The sequence below is a fragment of the Pseudoxanthomonas sp. CCNWLY206-1 genome, from assembly GCF_039710385.1.
Taxonomy (GTDB): domain Bacteria; phylum Pseudomonadota; class Gammaproteobacteria; order Xanthomonadales; family Xanthomonadaceae; genus Pseudoxanthomonas_A.
Window position 1 is genome coordinate 347,213 of the sequence record NZ_JBDKXI010000003.1, and the last position, 20,109, is coordinate 367,321.

The following is a 20,109-nucleotide window of genomic DNA, read 5'->3' on the forward strand; positions in this document are numbered from 1 at the left end:
TATAAGTGGCCTGGATTGTAGCGAAGGCATCGCGCCGCCCCGCCCATGACTTATGGCAGGGCCCTGGCACCGGCTACTTTTCGCCGGGCCGCGCCAGCCAACCGGCACTGCAACATGGCCATGTGCGGCGGAGGCTTATAATTCCGCTTCTTACAACGCATGGGTCAGTATCGACATGGCGGAAACGATGAAAGCGCTGGTAAAGCGCGAAGCCGGCAAAGGCATCTGGATGGAAGAGGTGCCGGTTCCGCAGCCCGGCCCCAATGAGGTGCTGATCAAGCTGGAAAAGACCGCGATATGCGGCACCGACCTCCATATCTATTTATGGGACGAGTGGAGCCAGCGGACCATCAAACCCGGGCTGGTGATCGGGCATGAGTTCGTCGGTCGCATCGCCGAACTGGGCCCGGGCGTCAACGGCTACACCGTGGGGCAGCGTGTCTCCGCAGAGGGCCATATCGTCTGTGGCCATTGCCGCAACTGCCGTGGCGGCCGTCCGCACCTATGCCCGCATACGGTAGGCATTGGCGTGAACCGCGATGGCGCTTTCGCCGAATACATGGTGATGCCGGCCAGCAATCTGTGGCCCATCCCCGACCAAATCCCTAGCGAGCTAGCAGCATTTTTCGATCCCTACGGCAATGCCGCGCATTGCGCGCTGGAATTCGATGTCGTAGGCGAAGACGTGTTGATCACCGGCGCCGGCCCGATCGGCGTGATTGCCGCGGGCATTTGCAAACACATCGGCGCGCGCAATGTGGTGGTCACCGACGTCAACGACTTCCGCCTGAAGCTGGCCGCCGACATGGGCGCGACCCGGGTGGTCAACGTCGCCAATCAGTCGCTCAAGGACGTGATGGCCGACCTGCATATGGAAGGCTTCGACGTAGGACTGGAAATGAGCGGCAACCCGCGGGCGTTCAACGACATGCTGGATTGCATGTACCACGGCGGCAAGATCGCCCTGCTCGGCATCCTGCCCAAGGGTGCGGGCGTGGATTGGGATCGCATCATCTTCAAGGGCCTGACCGTGCAGGGCATCTATGGCCGCAGGATGTACGAGACCTGGTACAAGATGACCCAGTTGGTGCTATCTGGTTTTCCGCTGGGCAAAGTGCTGACTCATCAACTGCACATCGACGAATTCCAGAAAGGATTCGAGCTGATGGAAACCGGCAAGGCCGGCAAAGTGGTGTTGAGCTGGGCTTGAATCTAGCGTAGTTCACCGCAGGCAACTCTTGTGGGAGCGACGTAAGTCGCGATGAAGCGCTACCGGTAACGCTTCATTGCGACTTACGTCGCTCCCACAAGGCTACATAGATGCCGCGGCGTGCAGAACCAACTCACCGGTTATTTCCGGCGTTAACGCATTCCCGATACTGCGCACGCACCGCGCTCGGCGTCATTGCATAAACTTTCTTGAAAGCACGGCAGAACGAACTCTGGCTTTCGAAACCGGCTGCCTCGGTAATATCGCAGAACGCCAGTGTGCTATGCCGAACCAGTTGCAGCGAGCGCTCCAGACGCAGACGAGTAGCGTAATCACTGGGCGTTTCGTCGAACACCGCGCGATAGACGCGCGTCAGATGCCAGACCGAGTAGTTCACCTGTTTCGACAACCACGTCATGTCGTGATGCTTGTCCAGCTGCGTGCGGATGAGGTGCTGGACACGCAACAGCCGCAGCAGCGTTCTGTGCTTTCCCCGGGACGTCCTGCCGGCGCAGCGAGACAACAGATTCCGTAGCGGTCTTTGCCGTTCGTGCAATGCAGCGCCGATTTCTGGAATCAGAAGCGACAGCTCGGAGACATCGGGAAACGAGTCGCCCGTCGAACGCATCAACCGTATCAGCAACCGAAACAGTTCGCGGGTGCAAGGCTGTTCTTCGGGAAGAATCTCCGCCACCGAGGTCGGATCGGTGCCCGCGAGGGACCAGCTTCCAGGTGGACCACACAGCACGATCCATCCACCGCTATTTACCGGCTTGATCTGCAGGGCGCCGTTCCACGACAGCACTCTGCCCCGCCGGAGCTGCCAGTCGATGTCGGCAGACCTGGCGCGCAACAAACCGCCCAGCGGCAGCACCACCGAAATCCATCCGACTGGGATATCCAACGTGGCGGTGCGTTCGCTGCTTCTGACCAGATGCAACTGATCGGTGCACGGGTGATCGGCCGGCTCGTCCAGGGACAGATGTTCGCCGAACTTCATCCGGTGAACTTTGAGTACGGCGGGGACAGGCGCGAGCGCGGCGGGCGCCCGATATCGTTCAGCGGAGTCGCCGGGCCAAGCCGTCAAAGGCGGGGTGAAATGGGTGTCCAGGTTCATTCGGTGCACTCAATCCTGCAAGCGACGACGGATGCTGTTGCAGATCGGGGTGCGGTTTCAATGGAGCTGGGACGAAGCGTCATCTAACAGGGACCAACGACACGTCGCCGCTTGCACCGGTGATCGGATGTACCTAGTGTTCCACCATGTCGCGACGTTCCCTTTGCCTGTGGCTTACGGTGGTCACCTGGTGGACCCTCTACGGCATTGTGCTGGCCATAGAAACACTGACCATCCAGACCGCCGCCGGCACCCACGTCGACCCGGACTTTGCCCACGCGTTTCGCACCAGCCTGTCCAGCGCCTGGATCTGGATTCCGCTTACCGTCGGCCTGATCGAACTTGCCCAGCGTTATCCAATCGAGCGCGGAAGGCTTGCCGTTTCATTGTCGCTGCATGGCCTGGCGGTGATGGCCATCATCGCTATCCGAGCGGCGCTGGTGCTCGGATTCAATCGCTGGATCGGCTGGTACCCGCAGCCGCCCGATTTCTCGGTAGTACTGGCCAGCAGCGTGGCGAAGAACTCACTCATTGCCTGGCTGATCGTCGGTGTTTCCCACGCGCTGCTGTACTACGAACGTGCCAACACGCGCGAGCGGCAGGCGGTGGAATTGGAGGCACGGCTGGCGCAGGCACGCCTTCAGGCCTTGTCGGCGCAGCTCAATCCGCATTTCCTGTTCAATGCACTGAATTCGGTGGCCGAGCTGGTGCACCGCAGTCCCGCGGCTGCCGACCGGATGCTGGTGTCGCTAGGCCAGCTGCTGCGCGCCAGCCTGGAAGGTTCACAGACCCAGGAAGTGCCGTTGCGCGAAGAGCTGGCGCTGCTGGAGCGGTACATCGAGCTGGAAAAAATGCGGCTGGAAGATCGCTTGCGCATGTACTGGGAAATCGATCGATCGCTACTGTCGGTGCCAGTGCCACGATTATTGCTTCAACCACTGGTCGAGAATGCGATTCGCCATGCGCTCGGCCAGCGGCTCACGCCGGGCAAGGTGGTGGTGCGGGTCGCGCGACAACAGGATTGGCTGGTATTGGAAGTCCGCGACGATGGCCAAGCGCCTGCAAACCAACCGGCCCCTAACGGCAACGGCATCGGCCTGGCCAATACGCGGGCGCGGCTGCGTGCGCTGTACGGCGACGAACATTCGTTCGCATTGACGCGCACCGACGCCGACGATGGCACGGTCGCTCAAGTGAAATTGCCCATCCGGATGCTGGAACAGGCCGCATGAATCGAGCACTGCGGGCGGTAATCGCCGATGACGAACCGCTGGCGCGCGCACGCTTGCTGCGGATGCTGGGCGAACTGGGCTCGGTCGAAGTGGTGGCGCAATGCACATCCGCACGCGAAACCCTCGATGCGCTGCGCACGGTGGCGACGGATGTACTTTTCCTGGACATCCGCATGCAGGATGCGGATGGATTCCAGGTATTGGAAGCGGCGCCTGTCGCCCGGCCTCAGGTCGTGTTCGTGACCGCTTACGCCGAGCACGCCGTGCATGCGTTCGAGGAGGCGGCGGTGGATTATCTGCTCAAGCCCTACTCGGCCGACCGCCTGCACGCAGCGTTGGAGCGCGTTCGAGCGCGAGTGCCCGGCATGGTGCCGGTGACGGCGACTCACTCGCCGAGCGCATCGCACGCATACGCCACCCGCTTGGCGGTATCGGTCGGCCGTCGAACCCGGGTCATCCAGGTCGCCGAGATCAGCTGCGCACGCGCGCAGGCCAACTATGTCGAACTACGCGTGGATAAGCGCGACTACCTGCTGCGTACCACCATTGCGGAGCTGGCCGAGCGGCTGGACCCAACCGAATTCGTACGCGTGCACCGATCCGCGCTGGTGCGCATCGATGCCGTGGAAAGCCTCGAGTCCTGCGGTGGCGGTCAGTACCGATTGCATCTGCGTGACGGCATAGCGCTGCGTAGCGGACGCAGCTATCGCAATGCGGTGAGGAACGCGTTCGGACTGGCGTAACGTGGACTCTGCTTTTCTCCCGTCGTCAAACCTCTGTAGGAGCGGCGTCCCGCCGCGAGCTCTTCCTGCCAGATCGCGGTAGAGGCGAAGAGCTCGCGGCGGGACGCCACTCCTACCAGAGCCAGCACGGCCCTGGTACAAGCCGTGCTGGTGTAGCGCATCGGAAATCAGAACCTCTGCTGGTAGCGCAGATAGCTGAAGCGGCCAATATCGAACATGCCCTGGTACTTGGTACCGGTGCTGGAGTTCGGGTTGGAATACATCGGCGGACCGATATGCTCGAACACATTGTTGACACCGAAGGTGATAGTCGCTTCCCACGGCGCTTCCCAACGCAACTGAATATCGTGGAAGGTGTTGGATCCCAGCCGATTGATGTTGCCGCTCTGCTGCGGATTGCGGGCAATGTAGCCGGGATGCGAGCACTCATCCGGGAACAGGTTCGGCTCCAGGCAGGCTTCCTTCATTGACGAGAAGTAGCGCGCATTCCAGTTCACGCCGAATGCCCCGCGGCTCCAGCCCAGGCCCAGCGTCGAACGGAGGCGGAAAGTGCCGGTGGCTCCACTGGTCGTGGCAAATCCGACCAGTTGGATCGGCAAAGCATTGGGGTCGGTAGCAGTCTTCAGCTCGTCACGAACGGTGTAGGTATTCTGCCAGTTGACGGAGAAGTCGCCATAGGCAGTGGCCAACCGATAGTTCAGATCGAAGTCGAAGCCTTCGGTTTCGCGGAAGCCCGCATTGATGAGATCGAACGTCATTGCGTTGACATAACCCAACACCGGATCGCGGGTGAAGCGCGTGCAGCGGCTATCGTCGCCCAGGATGTAGCAGTCGTTGAGAATCTGGGTGGGCGTATCGGCAACGATGGTTTCCTCGACGCGGATTTTCCACCAGTCCAGACTCATGTTCAGACCGCTGACGAACTGCGGACTCCACACGATACCCAGCGTTCGTGACGTGGAATTCTCCGGCTGCAGCAGCGGATTGGATCCGGAGAAGAACGGGACCGGCGTTTGGGCATTGGGCGATGGCGCCGGAATGAAGCCCTGACCCGGCTGACGGAAGACGGGCGCGTTAGGCATGTCCCGTGCGCAGCGCGCACGCACCGCGGGATTAGTGGCGGAAGACCCAAACAGCGTATCGCAAGGATCGGTATAGCTGGCGAAAGTCTGGCTGCCGCCGCCATACAGATTGGCGATGGTCGGTGCGCGGAAACCTTGCGCCCAGGTGCCGCGCACCAACACGGATTCCAATGGCTTCCACTTGAAGCCGAATTTGCTGTTGATGGTTTCGCCGAAGGTATCGTAGTCGGAGTAGCGGCTGGCCAGACTGAAACTCAACAGTTCGGCGCCGGGGAGATCGGCCAGCACGGGCACCAGCAATTCGGCGTAGACCTCATCGACCGAATAGCTGCCGTAGGTCGGGGCTGAGGCCAGATTGGTGGATACCCCGGAGACGGACATCGCGTCCGGAATGAACTCGCCCTCTTCCTTGCGCGTTTCCGCGCCCACGGCAAACGCCAGATCGCCGCCCGGCAGCGTGAACAGCGAACCGCTCAGGTTCGCGTTGAACACCGTCGTTTCGGTTTCGCCGGTATTGGTCTGGATGGGGAACAAGTAATCAATCAGCGCGGCGTTATCGGTCAGTCCGCCGTCGCCGGCGCGCCCGGCGGGAATCAGCGGATTCCATGGCGTACAGCTGGTCAGCGGAATGGGATTGGCGGGCGTGCCGCACTGGACCACACCGCTGGCGTTGAGGAACGATGGCCCTACTGCCTGCGCCACGCGGCTGGTATCGAGGTTGCCGTAATTTCTCTGTTCCAATTGGTTGTTGTTGTACAGCACGCCAACGTCCCAATCGTAGATGCGTTCGCCGCTACCGAAGCTGCCTTCCAGCGTCGCCGCCAGGCGCCAAGTGGTCGATTCCGGCGTCTCCACGCGCGGCACCTCCCAGGTGCGGCGAGTAAAGTTGACCGCTTGCGGATTGGCATAACCGTGCCAGGTGCCCAGCGGGTTGTAGTAGCTGTTGGCAGCCATCCGCAATCCGGCATAAGGACCACTGACCGTCGCACTCTGCAGCGGGTAGCCAGCGTTCATCCGCGTGGCTTCCCGGAAGTTGTACAGCGCATCGGCACGCAGGCGGACGTTGTCGCTGAAATCGAACACGCCATTGACGAACAGTGAGCGTGTTTCCTGCGCGGTACGCAAGTGCGTTTGCTCGCCCGGATTGGATTTATCGGCAATGGAACCGGCACCGCCCGTGGCGCCGGTCGCGCCGCCGGTGTCGGTATTCAGCGCATGGTAGTTGCCGATTCTGCGCCAGTCGGCCCCGGTATTCAGTACCCGGTTGCCACCAAGTGCCGCAGGCAGATTCAGTACGCCCCATTGGCTGGCGGTGGTCCATCCACGCGTCGGGTGGCGATCGGTTTGCGGATAAGCAACGAACTCGCGGTCGCTGTTCATCACCTCGTCTTCCTTGGTGTACTCCATACCCACCGTCAGTGCGCCGCGATCACCCCTGAAGCCCATCAGGAAATCGCCGCGGGTGATAGCGCCATCGCCTTCGTCGTACTGACCGTAGTAGGCGCTGGCCATCGCGCCATCGTAGTTGCTGCGGGTAATGATATTGACGACGCCGGCGATCGCATCGGAACCATAGATCGATGAAGCACCATCCTTCAGCACTTCGATCCGTTCGACCATGGCGGTGGGAATAGTCGATAGATCCTGGTTGCCGGTGATACTGACGCCCAGGCGCTTACCGTTGATAAGGACGAGCGTCTGTTGCGTGGCAAGATTGCGCAGGCTGATAAAGGTGCCGCCGACATTGGGGCCGGCGGTCAGCGGCGAAGAGCGACTGATCGCCGGCGCACCGACCGCCGAAATGTTCTGCAGCAGTTCGCCGACGGAGGCAAAGCCCTGCCTCTCGATATCGGCGCGGCTGATGCTCAGCACCGGCGCGGCATTTTCGACATCGACCTGGCGGATGCGACTGCCGGTTACTTCGATACGGTCCAGCGTTGTCGTCGGGTCTTCGGACGGATTGTCTGGTATGCCGCTTTGCTGCGCATAGACATCGGCAAACGGCAGTATGCCGGCGATACCAACCGCCGGAAGCAGTAGTGCTTGGCGGATGGCGGTGGTGAGAGTTTGCTTGTGCATTCGTAACTCCAGATAGGACGGATGTGCGGGTTGAGCCGGCCCCATGAATTTACGAATGTTTAACCTGCGGCCTTACGCCGGACGGGCAGTCTGGTTTGGCCCAAATAGGCGACTGGCATCGGCGGTTGATTTGTCCGTTGTCAGCGACCGAGGCGCTCACCAGAATGCAGCGGTCGGGGCATCGCACACCATGCAAGTCTGATCCGAGCAATGCGCTCTACTTGTTCCGTTCGCGCAAACACCACCGCATGCGCCATCGCACGCACCATCATTGGAGATCGTGATGCACACGTCCGCCAAATCATTCCCGTCATTGAGCGGCTTAAGCGCCTATGAGGATCACGCTCTGTTGATGCTACGTTTCGTTGTCGGAGCGTTCCTGGTGTGGGGTGTGTCCGACAACATTCTCAGCGATGCGCGCATGGCCGAGTTCTCCTCGTTTCTAAAGCATCACGGCTTTCCCTGCCCCAACGTACTCGCTCCGATTTCAGTCTGGGCCCAATGCTTGTGCGGACTTGGCTTTATCTCAGGACTCGCCATACGTTGGGCCGGGCTGTTATGCGCGGTCAACTTCATCGTGGCCGTGGCGATGGTGGACGGGAAAGCCGGCATCCGCCTCGCGTTTCCAGCCACCATGCTGGTGTTTGTAGGCCTGTACCTGGCCACTCGCGGTGCAGGTAGATTCGCCATTCAAAGAAGGAAGCGAGCGACGCCTGCAGCAACGTTTTTCGATGGGCTCGATTGAACCGGACCATGGAAGTGCTTTACTTCTGCTCACCAGTTTCATTTCATTACTGGATATTGCACATCGAATAAACGCACCATGGCGATGGACTTGTCGCCACAATCGAAAACCATCTCTACTTTGAGCTTTGCTTTGGCTGGAACCGTAAATTCTTCGGCAGCCGACAAGGTCTCGCAGGCGTATCCGTCTTTATCGAGTGCTGTCATATGGCGGCCAGCAATCAATCCGGTCACCCTCACTGGAACATCAGCAGGATTGGAAAAGCCCAAGGTCACTTCGACGGAGGAGCCGTCGGTTGCTTGCCCTGTGCGCAGTACTTCGCCGTCCAGCGCGGACTTGAGCTCGTTCCCCGTACTGACTAGCAATGCGCCATCAGCACTGCTGCTGGCCTTGCGACCTTCTTCCACACCCTTGCTGACACCTGTCATCGCCCCTTTGGCTAACTCGACAGCCTTGGACACTGCGCCCGATGTTGTCTTCTCTGCATCTTCGCCTGAACAGCCAGCAATGATCATGACCAGGAGCAATGTGCTGTATTGAATGGATTTCATGGCTGATCCTCTCGCCTGCTTAGGGCTTCGTTGCTTACTCGATGGCGCTGCGCTGGTTCGACAGTCCATTCTTGAGCCGTGGTTACGATGAGTCGATGTACTCGTCGAGAGCCGCCCGGGCGCTCAATTCCAACCCTCACGGCGCGGTACGCGATTCGATGTCCATGGCTTCCGGCCACCGCACCTTCGGTGCGAAGCGGCGGGCCAGGTTCATGCCAGGGGCTTCGTTGTTCCAGTCGCGTGGAGGGCGTTCAAACTTCGGCAATGCCTGCGGGCCTGGCTGCATGAATACCTGGGCCAGGGTCCAGGTGTTGGTGCTGTCGTGCGACAGCAGAAAGCGGTCACGTACTTGGTTAATGTCCCGCTTGCGCACGACGATGTTCACGCCATATTGGTAAGCCACGCCGGGCGCGTAGCGTTGGAACTCCTCGGCGCGGAGGTCGTCCCAGTCGTAGGCCTCCGGTCGCACGAACCAGCGAGTGCGGCTGAAGGGATTCCACCAGCACATATGGAAGCGGTAGACACAGACCTTGCGGCTGGCACGATTGAAGCGGATCGGTTCATCGCGCGGGGGGGACAGATCCATGCGAATGATGGTTGTGCTAAGCCAAACACTTAAATTGACCATTGCCAATCCCATCAGGATTTCTTCGATGCCACGAAGATCTGGATCTATGACCGCCCAGAAAAACAGGCCAAGGGAGCCGGGAATAAGCACAATAGATGAGCCCATACCCAGCCACACCAACACACCACGCCACGCCAGCGAAGACCGCGACAACTCCAGATAGATGTTATCCACGCAATTCGGCGGAAACGCCTCAGGCGCTCTCAGTGGCGTTTCGTTCGGCCCCGGCAGATCGCGTTGCCAACCAGTCACAGGCGGATCGAACCGCGATTGCTTGCGGGTCATCACGGCAGCTCCGTCAAAGTCAGTTCGGCGAAGGCATCCTGTTCGATCCGGTTCGGCCAATAGGTCAGGTGCAGCGCGGCGGCGGTGATGTCGTGGTTGCCCAGCCCACTGGATTCCAGCTTAATGTTGCCGGACACGAGCAATGGACCATCGGGTTGCCGAGCGATTTCGGGTTGCAACGTCTTGGGATCGTAATCAGGTGCTCTGCCACGAAAGGGCTGCGTCGCAACCATGCCGACGGTGCCGCCACCGGCCAATACCTGCGTGCCGTTGTAACGGGTAACTGCCAGCGTCCACCGGTAGCTGCCTTGGCGTTCAGTTCCGACCATCACGGCGCAGTACGCGATTCGATATCCATCGCCTCGGGCCATTGCACTTTCGGCGCGAAGCGGCGGGCCAGGTTCATGCCGGGGGCTTCGTTGTTCCAGTCGCGCGGTGGTCGGTTGAACTTGGGCAATGCCTGCTGGCCTTGCTGCATGAAGGTCTGGGCCATGGCCCAATATGTCTCACCTGACATACCCAGCTCGAAGCGATCGAGCACCTGATTGGTGCCAGGTTTCACCACGGCGATGGACACGCCGTATTTGTAGGCTTTGGTCGGCACGTAGATCTTCCATTCCTCCGCGCGCAAATCATCCCAGTCGTAGACTTCTGGGCGCACGAACCAGCGCTTTCGGCTGAAAGGATTCCACCAGCATTGATGGAAGCGGTAGACGTACACCTTGCGACGGGCACGATTGAAGCGGATAGGTTCGTCAAGGGGGGGGGCAATATCCATGCGGAGAAAAAAAAATCCAGAGATAAATCCAAATACAGCGGTCATCACTGCCATCAAAATAACGATCGCACTCACCTCTCCCCACGCCGCTATCGCAAGAATCACGGGGAAGACGCATCCCAGAAAACAAATTGGTCCCATCCATATCATCACACCGCGCCACATCAACGAAGATCGCGGCAACTCCAGATAGATATCATCCATGTGATTAGGCGGATGATCGAAGCCGGTGACATGTATCGATTCCGGCAGATCGTTCGGCGCGGGCAGATCACGCTGCCAACCGGTCATCGGCGGGTCGAGGTGTGGTTGCTTGCGGGCCATCAAGGCACCTCCATCACAGTCAGTTCGCCGAATGCATCCTGTTCGCTCCGGTTCGGCCAATAGGTCAGGTGCAGCGCGGCGGCGGTGATGTCGTGGCCGCCAAGACCACTGGATTCCAGCTTGATGTTGCCGGACACGAGCAACGGACCGTCGGTTTGCCGAGTGATTTCGGGTTGCAACGTCATGAGATCGTAGTCAGGCGTTCTGCCACGGAAAGGCTGCACCGGCACCACGCCAGTATTGCCACCGCCGACCAGCATTTGCGTGCCGTTGTAACGGGTGACTGCCAACGCCCACCGATAGCTCCCCTGCTGCTCATCCAGCGGTGGCAGCACCATGTGGTAACGCAGGTAGTGGACGTGCGGCGGACCGCCTATGCCGCCACCCATATAGGTCGGCATGGCTTCCAGCTGGCGGTCGAACTGGATCACCGCATCCACGCCCAGCACGGCGGCATTGAGTGCGCCGATGGCGATGGGCATGCCGCGGAGTTGATCCCACGCGACGGGCGGCGATTCGTCGTGCTTGCCAAAACAGCAGCGCCGCGCCCAGCGCTCGAAAGGGTTGGACTCTTCGCTTTTGGCCCATTGAGCGAATGAGTAGGCACTCAGACTCAGTAAGATGGCGATACCCAGCGGCCCTAGCAGAACAGTAGAGCCAGCTGCTGCACCAAAGAATGCACCCGACAATGAAAGGCCACTTGCAATTCCATAGAGAGCGGCCGAATTCTTGTCACCTGCCTTCCACGTCCTCCCCGCCGCCGACCACGCCCGCGTCGCATCGAACACCCCAGCCACCGCACTGATCACGCCACCGCCGATAGCGATGCGCTTGCCCAGCGTTATCGCACCTGTCGTCGCGGTGCTAACCCTTGATACGGTTTGCACTCCCTTCGCTCCCGCTTCCCATGCAATACCCACACCTTCTATCGTGCCGCCCAGCACACCCACCGACGCACCCCACACCGCCTGCACCACTTCGCTGCGCTGGGGACCGAGGGTTTTTTCCAGTTCCTGGATGTTCTTCTTCAGTGCATTGCTCTGGAAATACACTCCGCCGGCGGCCATCAGGAACGACAAATTGCCTACGCCGCCGCGGGTGGCGGTCAGGCTCTTGCGTACCAGCGCGTCGGCTTGTTGTGTGGTCAGCTGTGCGCCTTGCAGCAGTTTCCGCGCCGCAGGCTCCAATGTGCCGATCTGCACGGTCAATCCCGCCAGGGCCTTGCGCACATCGCCGCGCACCTCCGGCCATTGCTGCGCCATTTCCTGTGTGGCTTGCGCGACATCCGCGTTCAGTGTTTTGCGTAGTTCCTCGGCATTGCCTTTCACCCACAGCGTCACTGGAATCAGATCGGTGGCGTTTGCCGCGGCCAGGCTCAACAGTCCGGACGTCAGCAGCGAACGCACGGGTCTCGCCGCCTTGGCTACTTGCGCCTGCGGGCGCTGCAGCGTGTCGCACAGCAGCGCGTAGTACTGATCGACGCGCAGTTGCACGTGGATCTGGGTCATGTGCACCCGCTCGCACAGCAGCAGCGTGCCGCTATGCACGCGCTGGATGGCGCGGTGCACGCCGTAGCTTAGTTGCGTGTCCAGGCGTGCAGCCGCGCCACTGACGGCCAACAGCAGTTGCGCGATCGCCTCCTTGACCGGTTCGCGCAGCGCCTGTTGACCCACATCGCTGCCCAGTGCCTTGGAAACCGCACCATAGAGCTTGTCCGCATCGTTCCAGTCGGTCTCGCCCCGGGCGTCGAAGCTGAGCAACAGGCCATCAAGCAGTGATGGGTGCCGCAACAACAGCGCTTGGTAAACCGGTCCGATCTTGCTATTCAGCAGTTCCTTCCACAACTGCGCGGTAGGTCCATCGAGTCGATCCGGTGCGTCGGTGATGCCGCCGGCCAGGCAATGGGACAGCATCTGCGCATACGCCGCGCCCGAACGAGCCTGCGCGCCGTCGTAATCATGATTCACGATGCGCAGGAACGCCGCCGAGCGCATGTGGGCGCAGTACGTCGCTGCCGCCGCGTCTATCAACGACTGGTATGTGTTACAGCGTGCGTCGTACTCGTCCTGGAACTTCGCCCGCGCGGCTTCGTGGTAGCGCGCCTCCAGCTTCTGGTTGGCGTTGTGCGTCTTGCGGTCGATCTCCGCCTGCCGCTCCTCCTCCGGATCGCGGAACATCGGCGGACCGTCGCCGGTGGTGGGCTCAAACGAGTGCGTGGCGGCGTCGGCGAGGTGCGGATTGAGTTGGGCTTTGATCGCCAGCAGCGCCTGCGAGGTCCACGCTTGATAGCGTCGTTCCGGCTCTTCCGCCCAGCGCTGCCGTGCTTCCACCCAGCCCAAGCGGACGGCGTTGTACTCCTGCACCCGCCCCACTGGATCATCCAGCACCAGTGCCAGCACACCCTGCGGCAGCTGATGCTGGCGCATAGCGTTTTCGACGAACTGCGCCGTCGCGGCACACCGGCTTTTGCGCGAATGAAAACCGTGCACGCTGACAAAATCGCCGGCGGTGGCTTCGGCGTACTCCAGCACGTCCTGATCGATCTGCAACGACGCCGGCGTCAACGCCAGGCCGTGGTCGCTGGGGCTGTCGCGCGCCGTTTGCAAGTTCACCTTCACGAAGCGTTCGGCCGGGGCTTGGCCCAATCGGTATGCATCCCGTACCGACCTGGGCCATGGGTCGGAAGCGAACGCGATCCAGGCCTCTTGGTATTTGCTCGTATCGAGGTTGAGAAACGCTGCTGGAATGTCGTGGTCGGCAGACACGCATTGGGGCGTCAGCGGCACCGGCATGGCAACCACGCTATCGTCGGGATCGAACTGCCGCAGCAAACCCTCCGGCGTCACCGCATAGGCATGCCACACACGGCGATCGAGCAGCACGTAGATGTAGCCGGTGCGCAGGGTGCGCAGAGCGTCATCGCGCATGGGCAGGTTGAAGGGTGTGGCAGCGCTGCCGGACTTGGGGGCGTGGGTGGCGCCCACCGGCGGGGCATAAGCCGTGCGCAACGGCAACACCGGCATCCCCACGCGCTCGCATGCGCGGCAGCGGCTGGTAGGAACGGCGGTGGCTTCATCGATGACGGAATTCAGTACGAAGGTGTCGGCCATGCGGCGTTCCTTTTGTTCAGTTGGCGGGACATCCATTCCCATAGGCCGTGATGGCGGGCGAAGCGCTCGCGCAGAGTCGCTTCGCCGCGGGCGGCGCTTTCGATGTCGGCAGCGATGCACGGGTGGTCGGGAAGATCGGGGTGAATCAACAAACGGCGCAAGGCCAATGCCAGGAGATCGTCGGTTTCTCGCAAGCCCAATGCCCGGCCGTCGCGAATCTGGCGATACGCCAGCACGGCGGCTTGCTCCGGCAATGGCATTTCGCCTTGCCAGCGCTGCGGCGCATAGCCCAGGTCGTCCCGTTGCAGTGCCTTGCGCCAGGCGACCAGCAATTCGGTGATCTGCGGGACGAGTTGCTGCACTTCGCGTGCCTGGGCGGGCAACGGCGGCAAATTGTCCTGAGCGCGGCCTTTCAGCCGGATGAAGCCGCCTTGTGAGTTCGGGCTCAGCCAGTTGCTTACCGGCCACAAATGGCCATCCAAGCCGCGTTGCAACGCCGAGGCCAAGAGTTCCAGCCGCACCGACTCGAACACGGGAAACCACGTGGCGCTATCGAGTTGGCCCAATGCAGCCAAAGCATCGGCGACGGCTTGCGGCGGTTGCGTACTGGTTAGCCAGCCGCAGATATAGCGCTTGCGCTGAGCCGACTCTTGACGTGCGCGGTCGGCCGACCAGATCAGCCAGGACGGGGCGCCGGCAACGTTCGCATCGGCGTCCATGGCCGGCGCGCCAGGTTTGGCCAAGCTCGCCAATAGCGGCCATGCATCCGGTGCGTGCCTCACGTCATTGCGTGGCACGGGAGTAAGTGCCGCATCGCCCAGCGCAACCCGCAACCGCGCCGGGTGGAGGGGATCGTCCTGGGCGCATTCGGCCAGCGGGTCCAGCAGTAGATAGAGATACTCGCCGGGTGCGCGTTGTTCGTGGACGAAGCGCTGCAACGCGGTGCGGTACCGTGCGGCAAACGAATCGGGGGCAGTTGTCACCGTTGCCGCTCCTGACATTCGCTGCCTTGACTGGGTTGTCCGCCGACCGACAGAGTGTTGGCAGCGCCAACCCCTTCGACGCTTACCGGTCCCTTGATCCGTATTTCGAGGGCATCGATGGTGATGCCTGCATCGTTGATGGTGATCGACCCGCCGGGGCCGCGCAGCACCAGCTTGTCCGATGTAATCAGCTCAAGGACCTGCGTTCGCTCGGTGATCGACTCGCCAGCCTCCTCGGCGATCCTGCCAGCGACGATATGGGTGTAATGCCCGCCAGTCTCGGCGCTGCGATCAGTGGCGGTCTTCTCGATGCGGACGTTGCCGACGTCTTCAATCAAATCCTGGGCAACCGTGAGCTGGCGCGTTCTGCCGATGTCGATCAGGTGATCGCGGCCGAGGGTCTCGCGCCGGTCCTGGCCGATGCTCAGGGTTTCGTCGTTGCCGACCTGCTCCTTGCGGTCGTGGCCAATGGTGATCGTCTCGTCGTGGCCGACCTCTTCGGTGCGGTCGTGGCCGATCTTGGCGGTCTCGTCGTGGTTGACGACAAGGTTGTGATCTTTCTGCGCATGGACGAAGATTTCCTCTTGTCCGGCTTCGTCCTCGAAGCGCAGTTCGTTGAAGCCTTCGCCCTTGTGGGTCTGGGTCTTGAAGGTGGTGCGGGTCTTATGCCGCGGCAGTTTGTACGGGGGCAGGTTGCCGGCGTGGTAGGCGCGGCCGGTGATGATCGGCTGGTCCGGATCGCCTTCCAGGAACGAGACGATCACTTCATGGCCGATCCGCGGCAGGGCCATGAAGCCGTACATCGTGCCGGCCCAGCCTTGCGACACTCTTATCCAGCACGTGCTGTTTTCCCGAGGACCTGCGCGGTCCCAGGGGAACCACACCTGGACCCGGCCGTGTTCGTCGCAGTGGATCTCCTCGCCTTCCGGGCCGACCACGTGGGCGATCTGCGGGCCTTCGAGAATCGGACGCGGGGCGGGCGCGGGTTTCCAATTGACATGCGCGGGCACCACGGTGGCGGTGTAGCCATACGAGCTGCCCTGCGCGGCGTCGGCGCTGTCTTCTTCCTGGCTGCTGGCCTGTTCGCCGGTGTGCTGCATGGCCACGACGCGCCAGCGGGTGTTGTGGTCCTCGGTGGGGTGGCCGGTGAGGTCGAAGGCCAGGCCGGGGAACAGGCGGGCGTCGTTGCCTTCGGTGCGGGCCTGTTCGGCGTCATTGCGCAACCCCGATAGCTTGCTGCGGGTGAACGGCTTGCCGGCCTCGTCGCGCTTGTAGCGGCCGTAGCTGTCGTAGTGTTCGTAGTCGCCCACGGCGCGTTCGGCTTCCCAGGCCTGATGCGCGTGCTGCAGGTCGTAGCGCGGGTGGTGGAAGCTGTAGTCGCGCTGGGTGAGGCGGGTGGGCGCCAGTTGCCGGCGGTAGGCAAAGCGCGACAGGTGCGGGCTTGGCGCTTCGCCGGCTGGCTGCGGCTGATACACCACCGGGGCGTGCTCGGGCAGGACGGGGGCGCTGTGGAGATTGTCGCTGAGCACCACAGTGCTGTGGCCACCCTCGATCTCCTGCCAGTGGACGATGCCTTCGTCGGTGGCCAGGCGGTGGAAGAAGGCGGCATCGGATTCGCGGTACTGCACGCAGTACTCGCGCGGGGCGTGATGGCCTGCATAGGCGGTGCGCTTGCCGAGGATCGCGTGCTCCTTCAGCAGCGTGGCGAGGATCTCGGGGGCGTTGACCTGCTGGAAGAGGCGGCTGTTGTGGCGCAGGGCCAGCCGGGCCAGCGGCGACTCCACCACGGCGCGGTAGCGGGTGCGGCGAAAGCCGGACTCGGCGTGTTCGAAGGCGGTGAGCACGCCCGCTACCGTGCGTTCGATAACACCAGCACGTTCGAGGGTGAAGGTGACGTCGCGGTCCAGCAGCGCGGTCGCGTCGGTCGCCTCGTCGAAACTGCTCAACTCAATCTCAAGGCGGAACGGCTGGGAGAGGCCTTCATCCAAGGTGAAGCGGACGACATCGAAAGCGGGGCTACCTCCGACAGAAAAGCGAAAGCCAACGTCGGATGACGACGCCATGTGCACTCCTTGCGTTGTTGTGATGCCTGCGGCGCTCGAGATTGCGAGCTTATGTTCGGCCGCTCAACAACATTCGTGATGTGACAGCAGCAACGCGAACAACATTTCGATGGCGATCAGAACATCACACCGAAGCCGTCATGTCTGTAGGGAAAGTCTGAAAGACTACAGACAAGCCCAGACGCGAAGTACGCAACGCTTGCCCGCAACGTATGCGACAAAGCCAAAGCTCAGGCGCGTTTGTCCATTTGAAATGGCGATCACATCGCTACGTCACAGCCTATACATTTGTGCGCCTACCTGTGCTTGACCACGCATTACTGGAAGCGGAACTGGCTGCGGGTGCCGCTATAGGTCTGCAGGCGAAATCTGTTGCGTTGGTAAACCGGCTATCACCTTCCCCATCTTGCTCGTAACGCGCAGATGTAATGACCCAGCGGTTCTGGTCAGGCCGCGAATGCATACGACGCAGCGGACGTGACGCTGTGCGGCGGCAAGCTGTGCGTCAATGTGGATGCGAAAAGCGAAAAATTTGGAGACGCGGGACAGTACCGTATTGTGCAGGATCGCCCGTAGCTCTCCGTGTCGGCGGTAGGTGCTGACCAGGATCACAGCGTTAGCTGGTGAATGGTAGATCGTACCGAATAGCCAGGCAATTCCGGCTAATTTTCACAGCTTGCTTGCGCTTGTCGATTTTCGTTCCGCGAGCTGGCGCGTCACGACAGCGTATCCGTCTTTGCGACCTTTCATGTACACCTTGTTGCCCCGTGGTGTTGCATTTCGCAAACGGTCGGGCGCACACGACACTAGCGTGTCGCCGCAGATGTCGCGTCGAAAAGCTTGCGGCCATCCCGGAATACATAGCGTAGCCGCGTCCAGGCTTCTGGCGTTTGTGACGGATCGCCTTCGATAACCACCAGGTCGGCGATCATGCCGGCCTCGACTTTGCCGCGCTCCGCTCCGCCCGGTAATCGGCTCGCCGGTGCGGTAGTCAGCGCGGCAAGGATCTGGTCGAATGACAGTCCTGCGCGCTGCAGCAGTTCGAATTCGAGTGCCGGGTCGTAATCATCGAGATATCCAACATCAGTGCCGAACCAGATGCTGCCGCCCAGCCGTTGGTAGTCGCCGACCTCACGCACGATTGCGTCCAGTTTCGGCTTGGGGTTGACACTAAACAGCTTGAGCGTGGGAACCATGGCGATGTTGCGGTCTCGCATCCGACGCATGTGCGAGCGGTCGAAGCCATCCAGGTCTTCAACGGCGTGCGCGAGCACGTCGACACCCGATTCCAATGCCACTTCCAGTCCCGGCACGTCCGACGGATGGGTGAACACCAGTGCGCGATGACGATGCGCTTCTTCTACCGCTGCGGTGGCGATCGCGACCGGCATCGGTTTGGCTGCGCCACCACTCTCAACCCAGGATGCGGTAAACAGCTTCACTACGTCGCCGTCTCCTTCCAGATTCGCGCGTACGATCGCGGTGGCCTGCTCGGCCGTCGCCGGTTGCGACAGCTGCGACAGGACTTCAGCCGGCAGCGTGTCGCGAACGTAGTACGGCAGGCCATCGGGCGGGAATAGCGGCGACATGGCCATGATGATGCGCGGCCCCATGACCTCGCCGGACTCGATACGGGACCGCAGTGGACCGGTGTCGCGCGGGTCGGAGCCGGTGTCGACGACGGTGGTGAAACCATACCGAACCAACATTTCCTGCAGCTGCGATTGCAAGCGCGCCGGCGGCAATTTCGCTGCGCCTGCCCATTTGGGTTCAGTGAAATGTACGTGGCTGTTCCAGAAACCCGCCAGCACCGTGCCGCCTTTGGCGTCGATCACCTGGGCGTCCTTTCCCGCATGGACGTCCTTTGCCGGTCCAACCGAGACAATCCGGTTATCGCGGATCAGCACGGAGGCGTTCTCGATGGGGGCGGCGCCCGGCGCCGGATAGACCTTGGCACCGGTGATCACCAGCTCCCCCGCGATGGTATTCGACGTCGCGAGTAGCGCGATCAGGATCGAGCTCAGTCCAAACGCATATCGCATTAGATTTTCTCCGGTGTCGGAACGTCGTTTCTGGGTTATCACTGGCGATGCCATGGCGGTGATGTCGCGAGCAAGGCGTCGAGATTACAGCACCGCGCATATGTCACGTCGACAGCATTGCGAGGGATATCGAGCTATCGATCTTTTGGCCCACATCGGGCCGTGCGCCTAGGCCGCACGCTTGCTACGGCAGAGTGGTCGTCCAGTTCTGGCTGCCCTAACTCGCGCGCGCATCCAGGGTGTCGAACGCATGTCTGGATCTGCATGTGCCATAAGACAAAAAGCCGGCCCTTGCGGGCCGGCTGTAAGCAAAATCAACAGATCAACGGAGCGCCAGAGTTCTCGGCGTCCTTTTCACTTTGCTCGAAACTATCAGGGAACAGCGACCGCCACGGTCAGCACTACGCCTGGCTTGTAGATGTCGGAGGCACGGCGCAGGTCTTCCGCGTCGGAGCCGAATGTGTCGTAGTAGCCAAGGGTCGCGGTGGCCGGGCCGAAGCCTTTCGAAACGCTGACCGAACCGTCGAAAAAGTCCGCGCGGCCTCCGTCGTTATCCGCTTCGATGGAGGTGTAGCCGGTGGAAGCGCCCAGCGAAAAACCGGAGTCACCCAGGTCGTAGCTGGCCGACAGGCCCGCGTAGGTTTCCTCGGCACCGGTGTTGCTGTAGTCGTCGGAGTAAGCAAGGATGCCGCCCACGGTCACCGGGCCACTCCACGTCAGCTTGGCGATGTATTCGTTGTAGTCGATGCTGCCGTAGCCGTCGTCGGAACCCTCATAGGTATAGCGGGTCACGCCCAGGTCAATGTTCCAAGCGTCGCTGAGATCCTTGTTCCAGCCTGCGTAGTAGTCGAACTCGAAATTGGGTCCGCCTGCGCCGAAGTCCACGTTCGAACCCCATGCGCCCACATACAGGCCGAACGGTGCCGAGTACGTCAGCCCTGCCTGGAACGCAGGCTCGTTATCGGTCTGGGATACGCCACGAAACACGTAGTCGGTGGTCACGGCCAAGGATAAGCTGAGGGGCGACGAGGCTTCTTCCTCGGCTTCTTGCGCTGACGCGACGAACGGCGTGGCCAACATGACGGCGGCTAGGGCAAAACTGAGCTTGGATGGCTTCATCCGGATTCTCCTGGGTGG

The 20,109-nt window shown here is 61.5% G+C and carries 15 protein-coding genes and 1 pseudogene; 5 read left to right on the forward strand and 11 right to left on the reverse strand.

Going from position 1 to position 20,109, the window contains the following annotated elements; genetic code table 11:
- Window positions 1-175: 175 nt before the first annotated feature.
- A complete protein-coding gene (gene tdh, locus AADW18_RS09205; RefSeq protein WP_337343074.1) occupies window positions 176-1,210 on the forward strand; it encodes an L-threonine 3-dehydrogenase in 1,035 nt (344 codons plus the stop codon).
- Between the two features lie 133 nt (window positions 1,211-1,343).
- Here the strand turns inward: tdh and AADW18_RS09210 are convergent, their stop codons facing one another.
- A complete protein-coding gene (locus tag AADW18_RS09210) occupies window positions 1,344-2,327 on the reverse strand; it encodes an AraC family transcriptional regulator (protein ID WP_337343075.1) in 984 nt (327 codons plus the stop codon).
- A gap of 146 nt (window positions 2,328-2,473) precedes the next feature.
- Between AADW18_RS09210 and AADW18_RS09215 the strand changes: the two genes are divergently transcribed.
- Together AADW18_RS09215 and AADW18_RS09220 are read left to right on the forward strand one after the other, a co-directional pair.
- Window positions 2,474-3,559, forward strand: coding sequence for a histidine kinase (locus AADW18_RS09215; RefSeq protein WP_337343076.1), 1,086 nt, complete (start codon window positions 2,474-2,476; stop codon window positions 3,557-3,559).
- Window positions 3,556-4,302, forward strand: coding sequence for a LytTR family DNA-binding domain-containing protein (locus AADW18_RS09220; RefSeq protein WP_337343077.1), 747 nt, complete (start codon window positions 3,556-3,558; stop codon window positions 4,300-4,302). The genes AADW18_RS09215 and AADW18_RS09220 overlap by 4 nt, the downstream gene beginning before the upstream one ends.
- A gap of 167 nt (window positions 4,303-4,469) precedes the next feature.
- On the opposite strand, the gene AADW18_RS09225 is transcribed toward AADW18_RS09220, so the two are convergent.
- Complete coding sequence (locus AADW18_RS09225) at window positions 4,470-7,463, reverse strand: TonB-dependent receptor (protein ID WP_337343078.1); 2,994 nt, start codon at window positions 7,461-7,463, stop codon at window positions 4,470-4,472.
- 280 nt (window positions 7,464-7,743) lie between these two features.
- Between AADW18_RS09225 and AADW18_RS09230 the strand changes: the two genes are divergently transcribed.
- Complete coding sequence (locus AADW18_RS09230; protein WP_337343304.1) at window positions 7,744-8,208, forward strand: DoxX family protein; 465 nt, start codon at window positions 7,744-7,746, stop codon at window positions 8,206-8,208.
- 38 nt (window positions 8,209-8,246) lie between these two features.
- Here the strand turns inward: AADW18_RS09230 and AADW18_RS09235 are convergent, their stop codons facing one another.
- From AADW18_RS09235 to tssI, 7 genes are all read right to left on the reverse strand, one after another.
- Entirely contained in the window at window positions 8,247-8,759 is a 513-nt protein-coding gene (locus tag AADW18_RS09235; RefSeq protein WP_337343079.1) for a hypothetical protein, read from the reverse strand.
- Window positions 8,760-8,895: 136 nt separating this feature from the next.
- Window positions 8,896-9,672 (reverse strand): DUF6708 domain-containing protein, encoded by a 777-nt coding sequence (locus tag AADW18_RS09240; RefSeq protein WP_337343080.1) that lies wholly within the window; start codon window positions 9,670-9,672, stop codon window positions 8,896-8,898.
- Window positions 9,672-10,001 carry a hypothetical protein gene (locus AADW18_RS09245; protein WP_342961441.1) on the reverse strand — a complete coding sequence of 110 codons (330 nt, stop codon included), beginning with the start codon at window positions 9,999-10,001 and terminating at the stop codon, window positions 9,672-9,674. The genes AADW18_RS09240 and AADW18_RS09245 overlap by 1 nt, the downstream gene beginning before the upstream one ends.
- Window positions 10,001-10,774: a DUF6708 domain-containing protein gene (locus tag AADW18_RS09250; protein ID WP_337343082.1), complete on the reverse strand. Its 774-nt coding sequence runs from the start codon at window positions 10,772-10,774 to the stop codon at window positions 10,001-10,003. Before AADW18_RS09250 ends, AADW18_RS09245 begins: the two co-directional genes overlap by 1 nt.
- Window positions 10,774-13,884, reverse strand: a complete 3,111-nt coding sequence (locus AADW18_RS09255) for a T6SS effector BTH_I2691 family protein (RefSeq protein ID WP_337343083.1) — start codon at window positions 13,882-13,884, stop codon at window positions 10,774-10,776. The genes AADW18_RS09250 and AADW18_RS09255 overlap by 1 nt, the downstream gene beginning before the upstream one ends.
- Window positions 13,863-14,867 carry a hypothetical protein gene (locus AADW18_RS09260; protein ID WP_337343084.1) on the reverse strand — a complete coding sequence of 335 codons (1,005 nt, stop codon included), beginning with the start codon at window positions 14,865-14,867 and terminating at the stop codon, window positions 13,863-13,865. Before AADW18_RS09260 ends, AADW18_RS09255 begins: the two co-directional genes overlap by 22 nt.
- Window positions 14,864-16,930, reverse strand: coding sequence for a type VI secretion system tip protein TssI/VgrG (gene tssI / locus AADW18_RS09265; protein ID WP_337343085.1), 2,067 nt, complete (start codon window positions 16,928-16,930; stop codon window positions 14,864-14,866). Before tssI ends, AADW18_RS09260 begins: the two co-directional genes overlap by 4 nt.
- Before the next feature lie 459 nt (window positions 16,931-17,389).
- Between tssI and AADW18_RS09270 the strand changes: the two are divergent.
- Window positions 17,390-17,506 (forward strand): annotated as a pseudogene (locus AADW18_RS09270) (relaxation protein); the annotation flags it as partial.
- A 230-nt stretch (window positions 17,507-17,736) separates the two neighbouring features.
- Here the strand turns inward: AADW18_RS09270 and AADW18_RS09275 are convergent.
- Together AADW18_RS09275 and AADW18_RS09280 are read right to left on the reverse strand one after the other, a co-directional pair.
- Window positions 17,737-18,972, reverse strand: a complete 1,236-nt coding sequence (locus AADW18_RS09275) for an amidohydrolase family protein (protein ID WP_337343086.1) — start codon at window positions 18,970-18,972, stop codon at window positions 17,737-17,739.
- Window positions 18,973-19,344: 372 nt separating this feature from the next.
- Entirely contained in the window at window positions 19,345-20,091 is a 747-nt protein-coding gene (locus tag AADW18_RS09280) for a TorF family putative porin (RefSeq protein WP_337343087.1), read from the reverse strand.
- Window positions 20,092-20,109: the final 18 nt, after the last annotated feature.

Excerpts from the sequence above, each read along its gene's own strand:
- tdh (WP_337343074.1), top strand. The coding sequence starts at position 176 with ATGGCGGAAACGATGAAAGCGCTGGTAAAGCGCGAAGCCGGCAAAGGC.
- AADW18_RS09210 (WP_337343075.1), bottom strand. The coding sequence starts at position 2,327 with ATGAACCTGGACACCCATTTCACCCCGCCTTTGACGGCTTGGCCCGGC.
- AADW18_RS09215 (WP_337343076.1), top strand. The coding sequence starts at position 2,474 with ATGTCGCGACGTTCCCTTTGCCTGTGGCTTACGGTGGTCACCTGGTGG.
- AADW18_RS09220 (WP_337343077.1), top strand. The coding sequence starts at position 3,556 with ATGAATCGAGCACTGCGGGCGGTAATCGCCGATGACGAACCGCTGGCG.
- AADW18_RS09225 (WP_337343078.1), bottom strand. The coding sequence starts at position 7,463 with ATGCACAAGCAAACTCTCACCACCGCCATCCGCCAAGCACTACTGCTT.
- AADW18_RS09235 (WP_337343079.1), bottom strand. The coding sequence starts at position 8,759 with ATGAAATCCATTCAATACAGCACATTGCTCCTGGTCATGATCATTGCT.
- AADW18_RS09240 (WP_337343080.1), bottom strand. The coding sequence starts at position 9,672 with ATGACCCGCAAGCAATCGCGGTTCGATCCGCCTGTGACTGGTTGGCAA.
- AADW18_RS09245 (WP_342961441.1), bottom strand. The coding sequence starts at position 10,001 with ATGGTCGGAACTGAACGCCAAGGCAGCTACCGGTGGACGCTGGCAGTT.
- AADW18_RS09250 (WP_337343082.1), bottom strand. The coding sequence starts at position 10,774 with ATGGCCCGCAAGCAACCACACCTCGACCCGCCGATGACCGGTTGGCAG.
- AADW18_RS09255 (WP_337343083.1), bottom strand. The coding sequence starts at position 13,884 with ATGGCCGACACCTTCGTACTGAATTCCGTCATCGATGAAGCCACCGCC.
- tssI (WP_337343085.1), bottom strand. The coding sequence starts at position 16,930 with ATGGCGTCGTCATCCGACGTTGGCTTTCGCTTTTCTGTCGGAGGTAGC.
- AADW18_RS09275 (WP_337343086.1), bottom strand. The coding sequence starts at position 18,972 with ATGCGATATGCGTTTGGACTGAGCTCGATCCTGATCGCGCTACTCGCG.
- AADW18_RS09280 (WP_337343087.1), bottom strand. The coding sequence starts at position 20,091 with ATGAAGCCATCCAAGCTCAGTTTTGCCCTAGCCGCCGTCATGTTGGCC.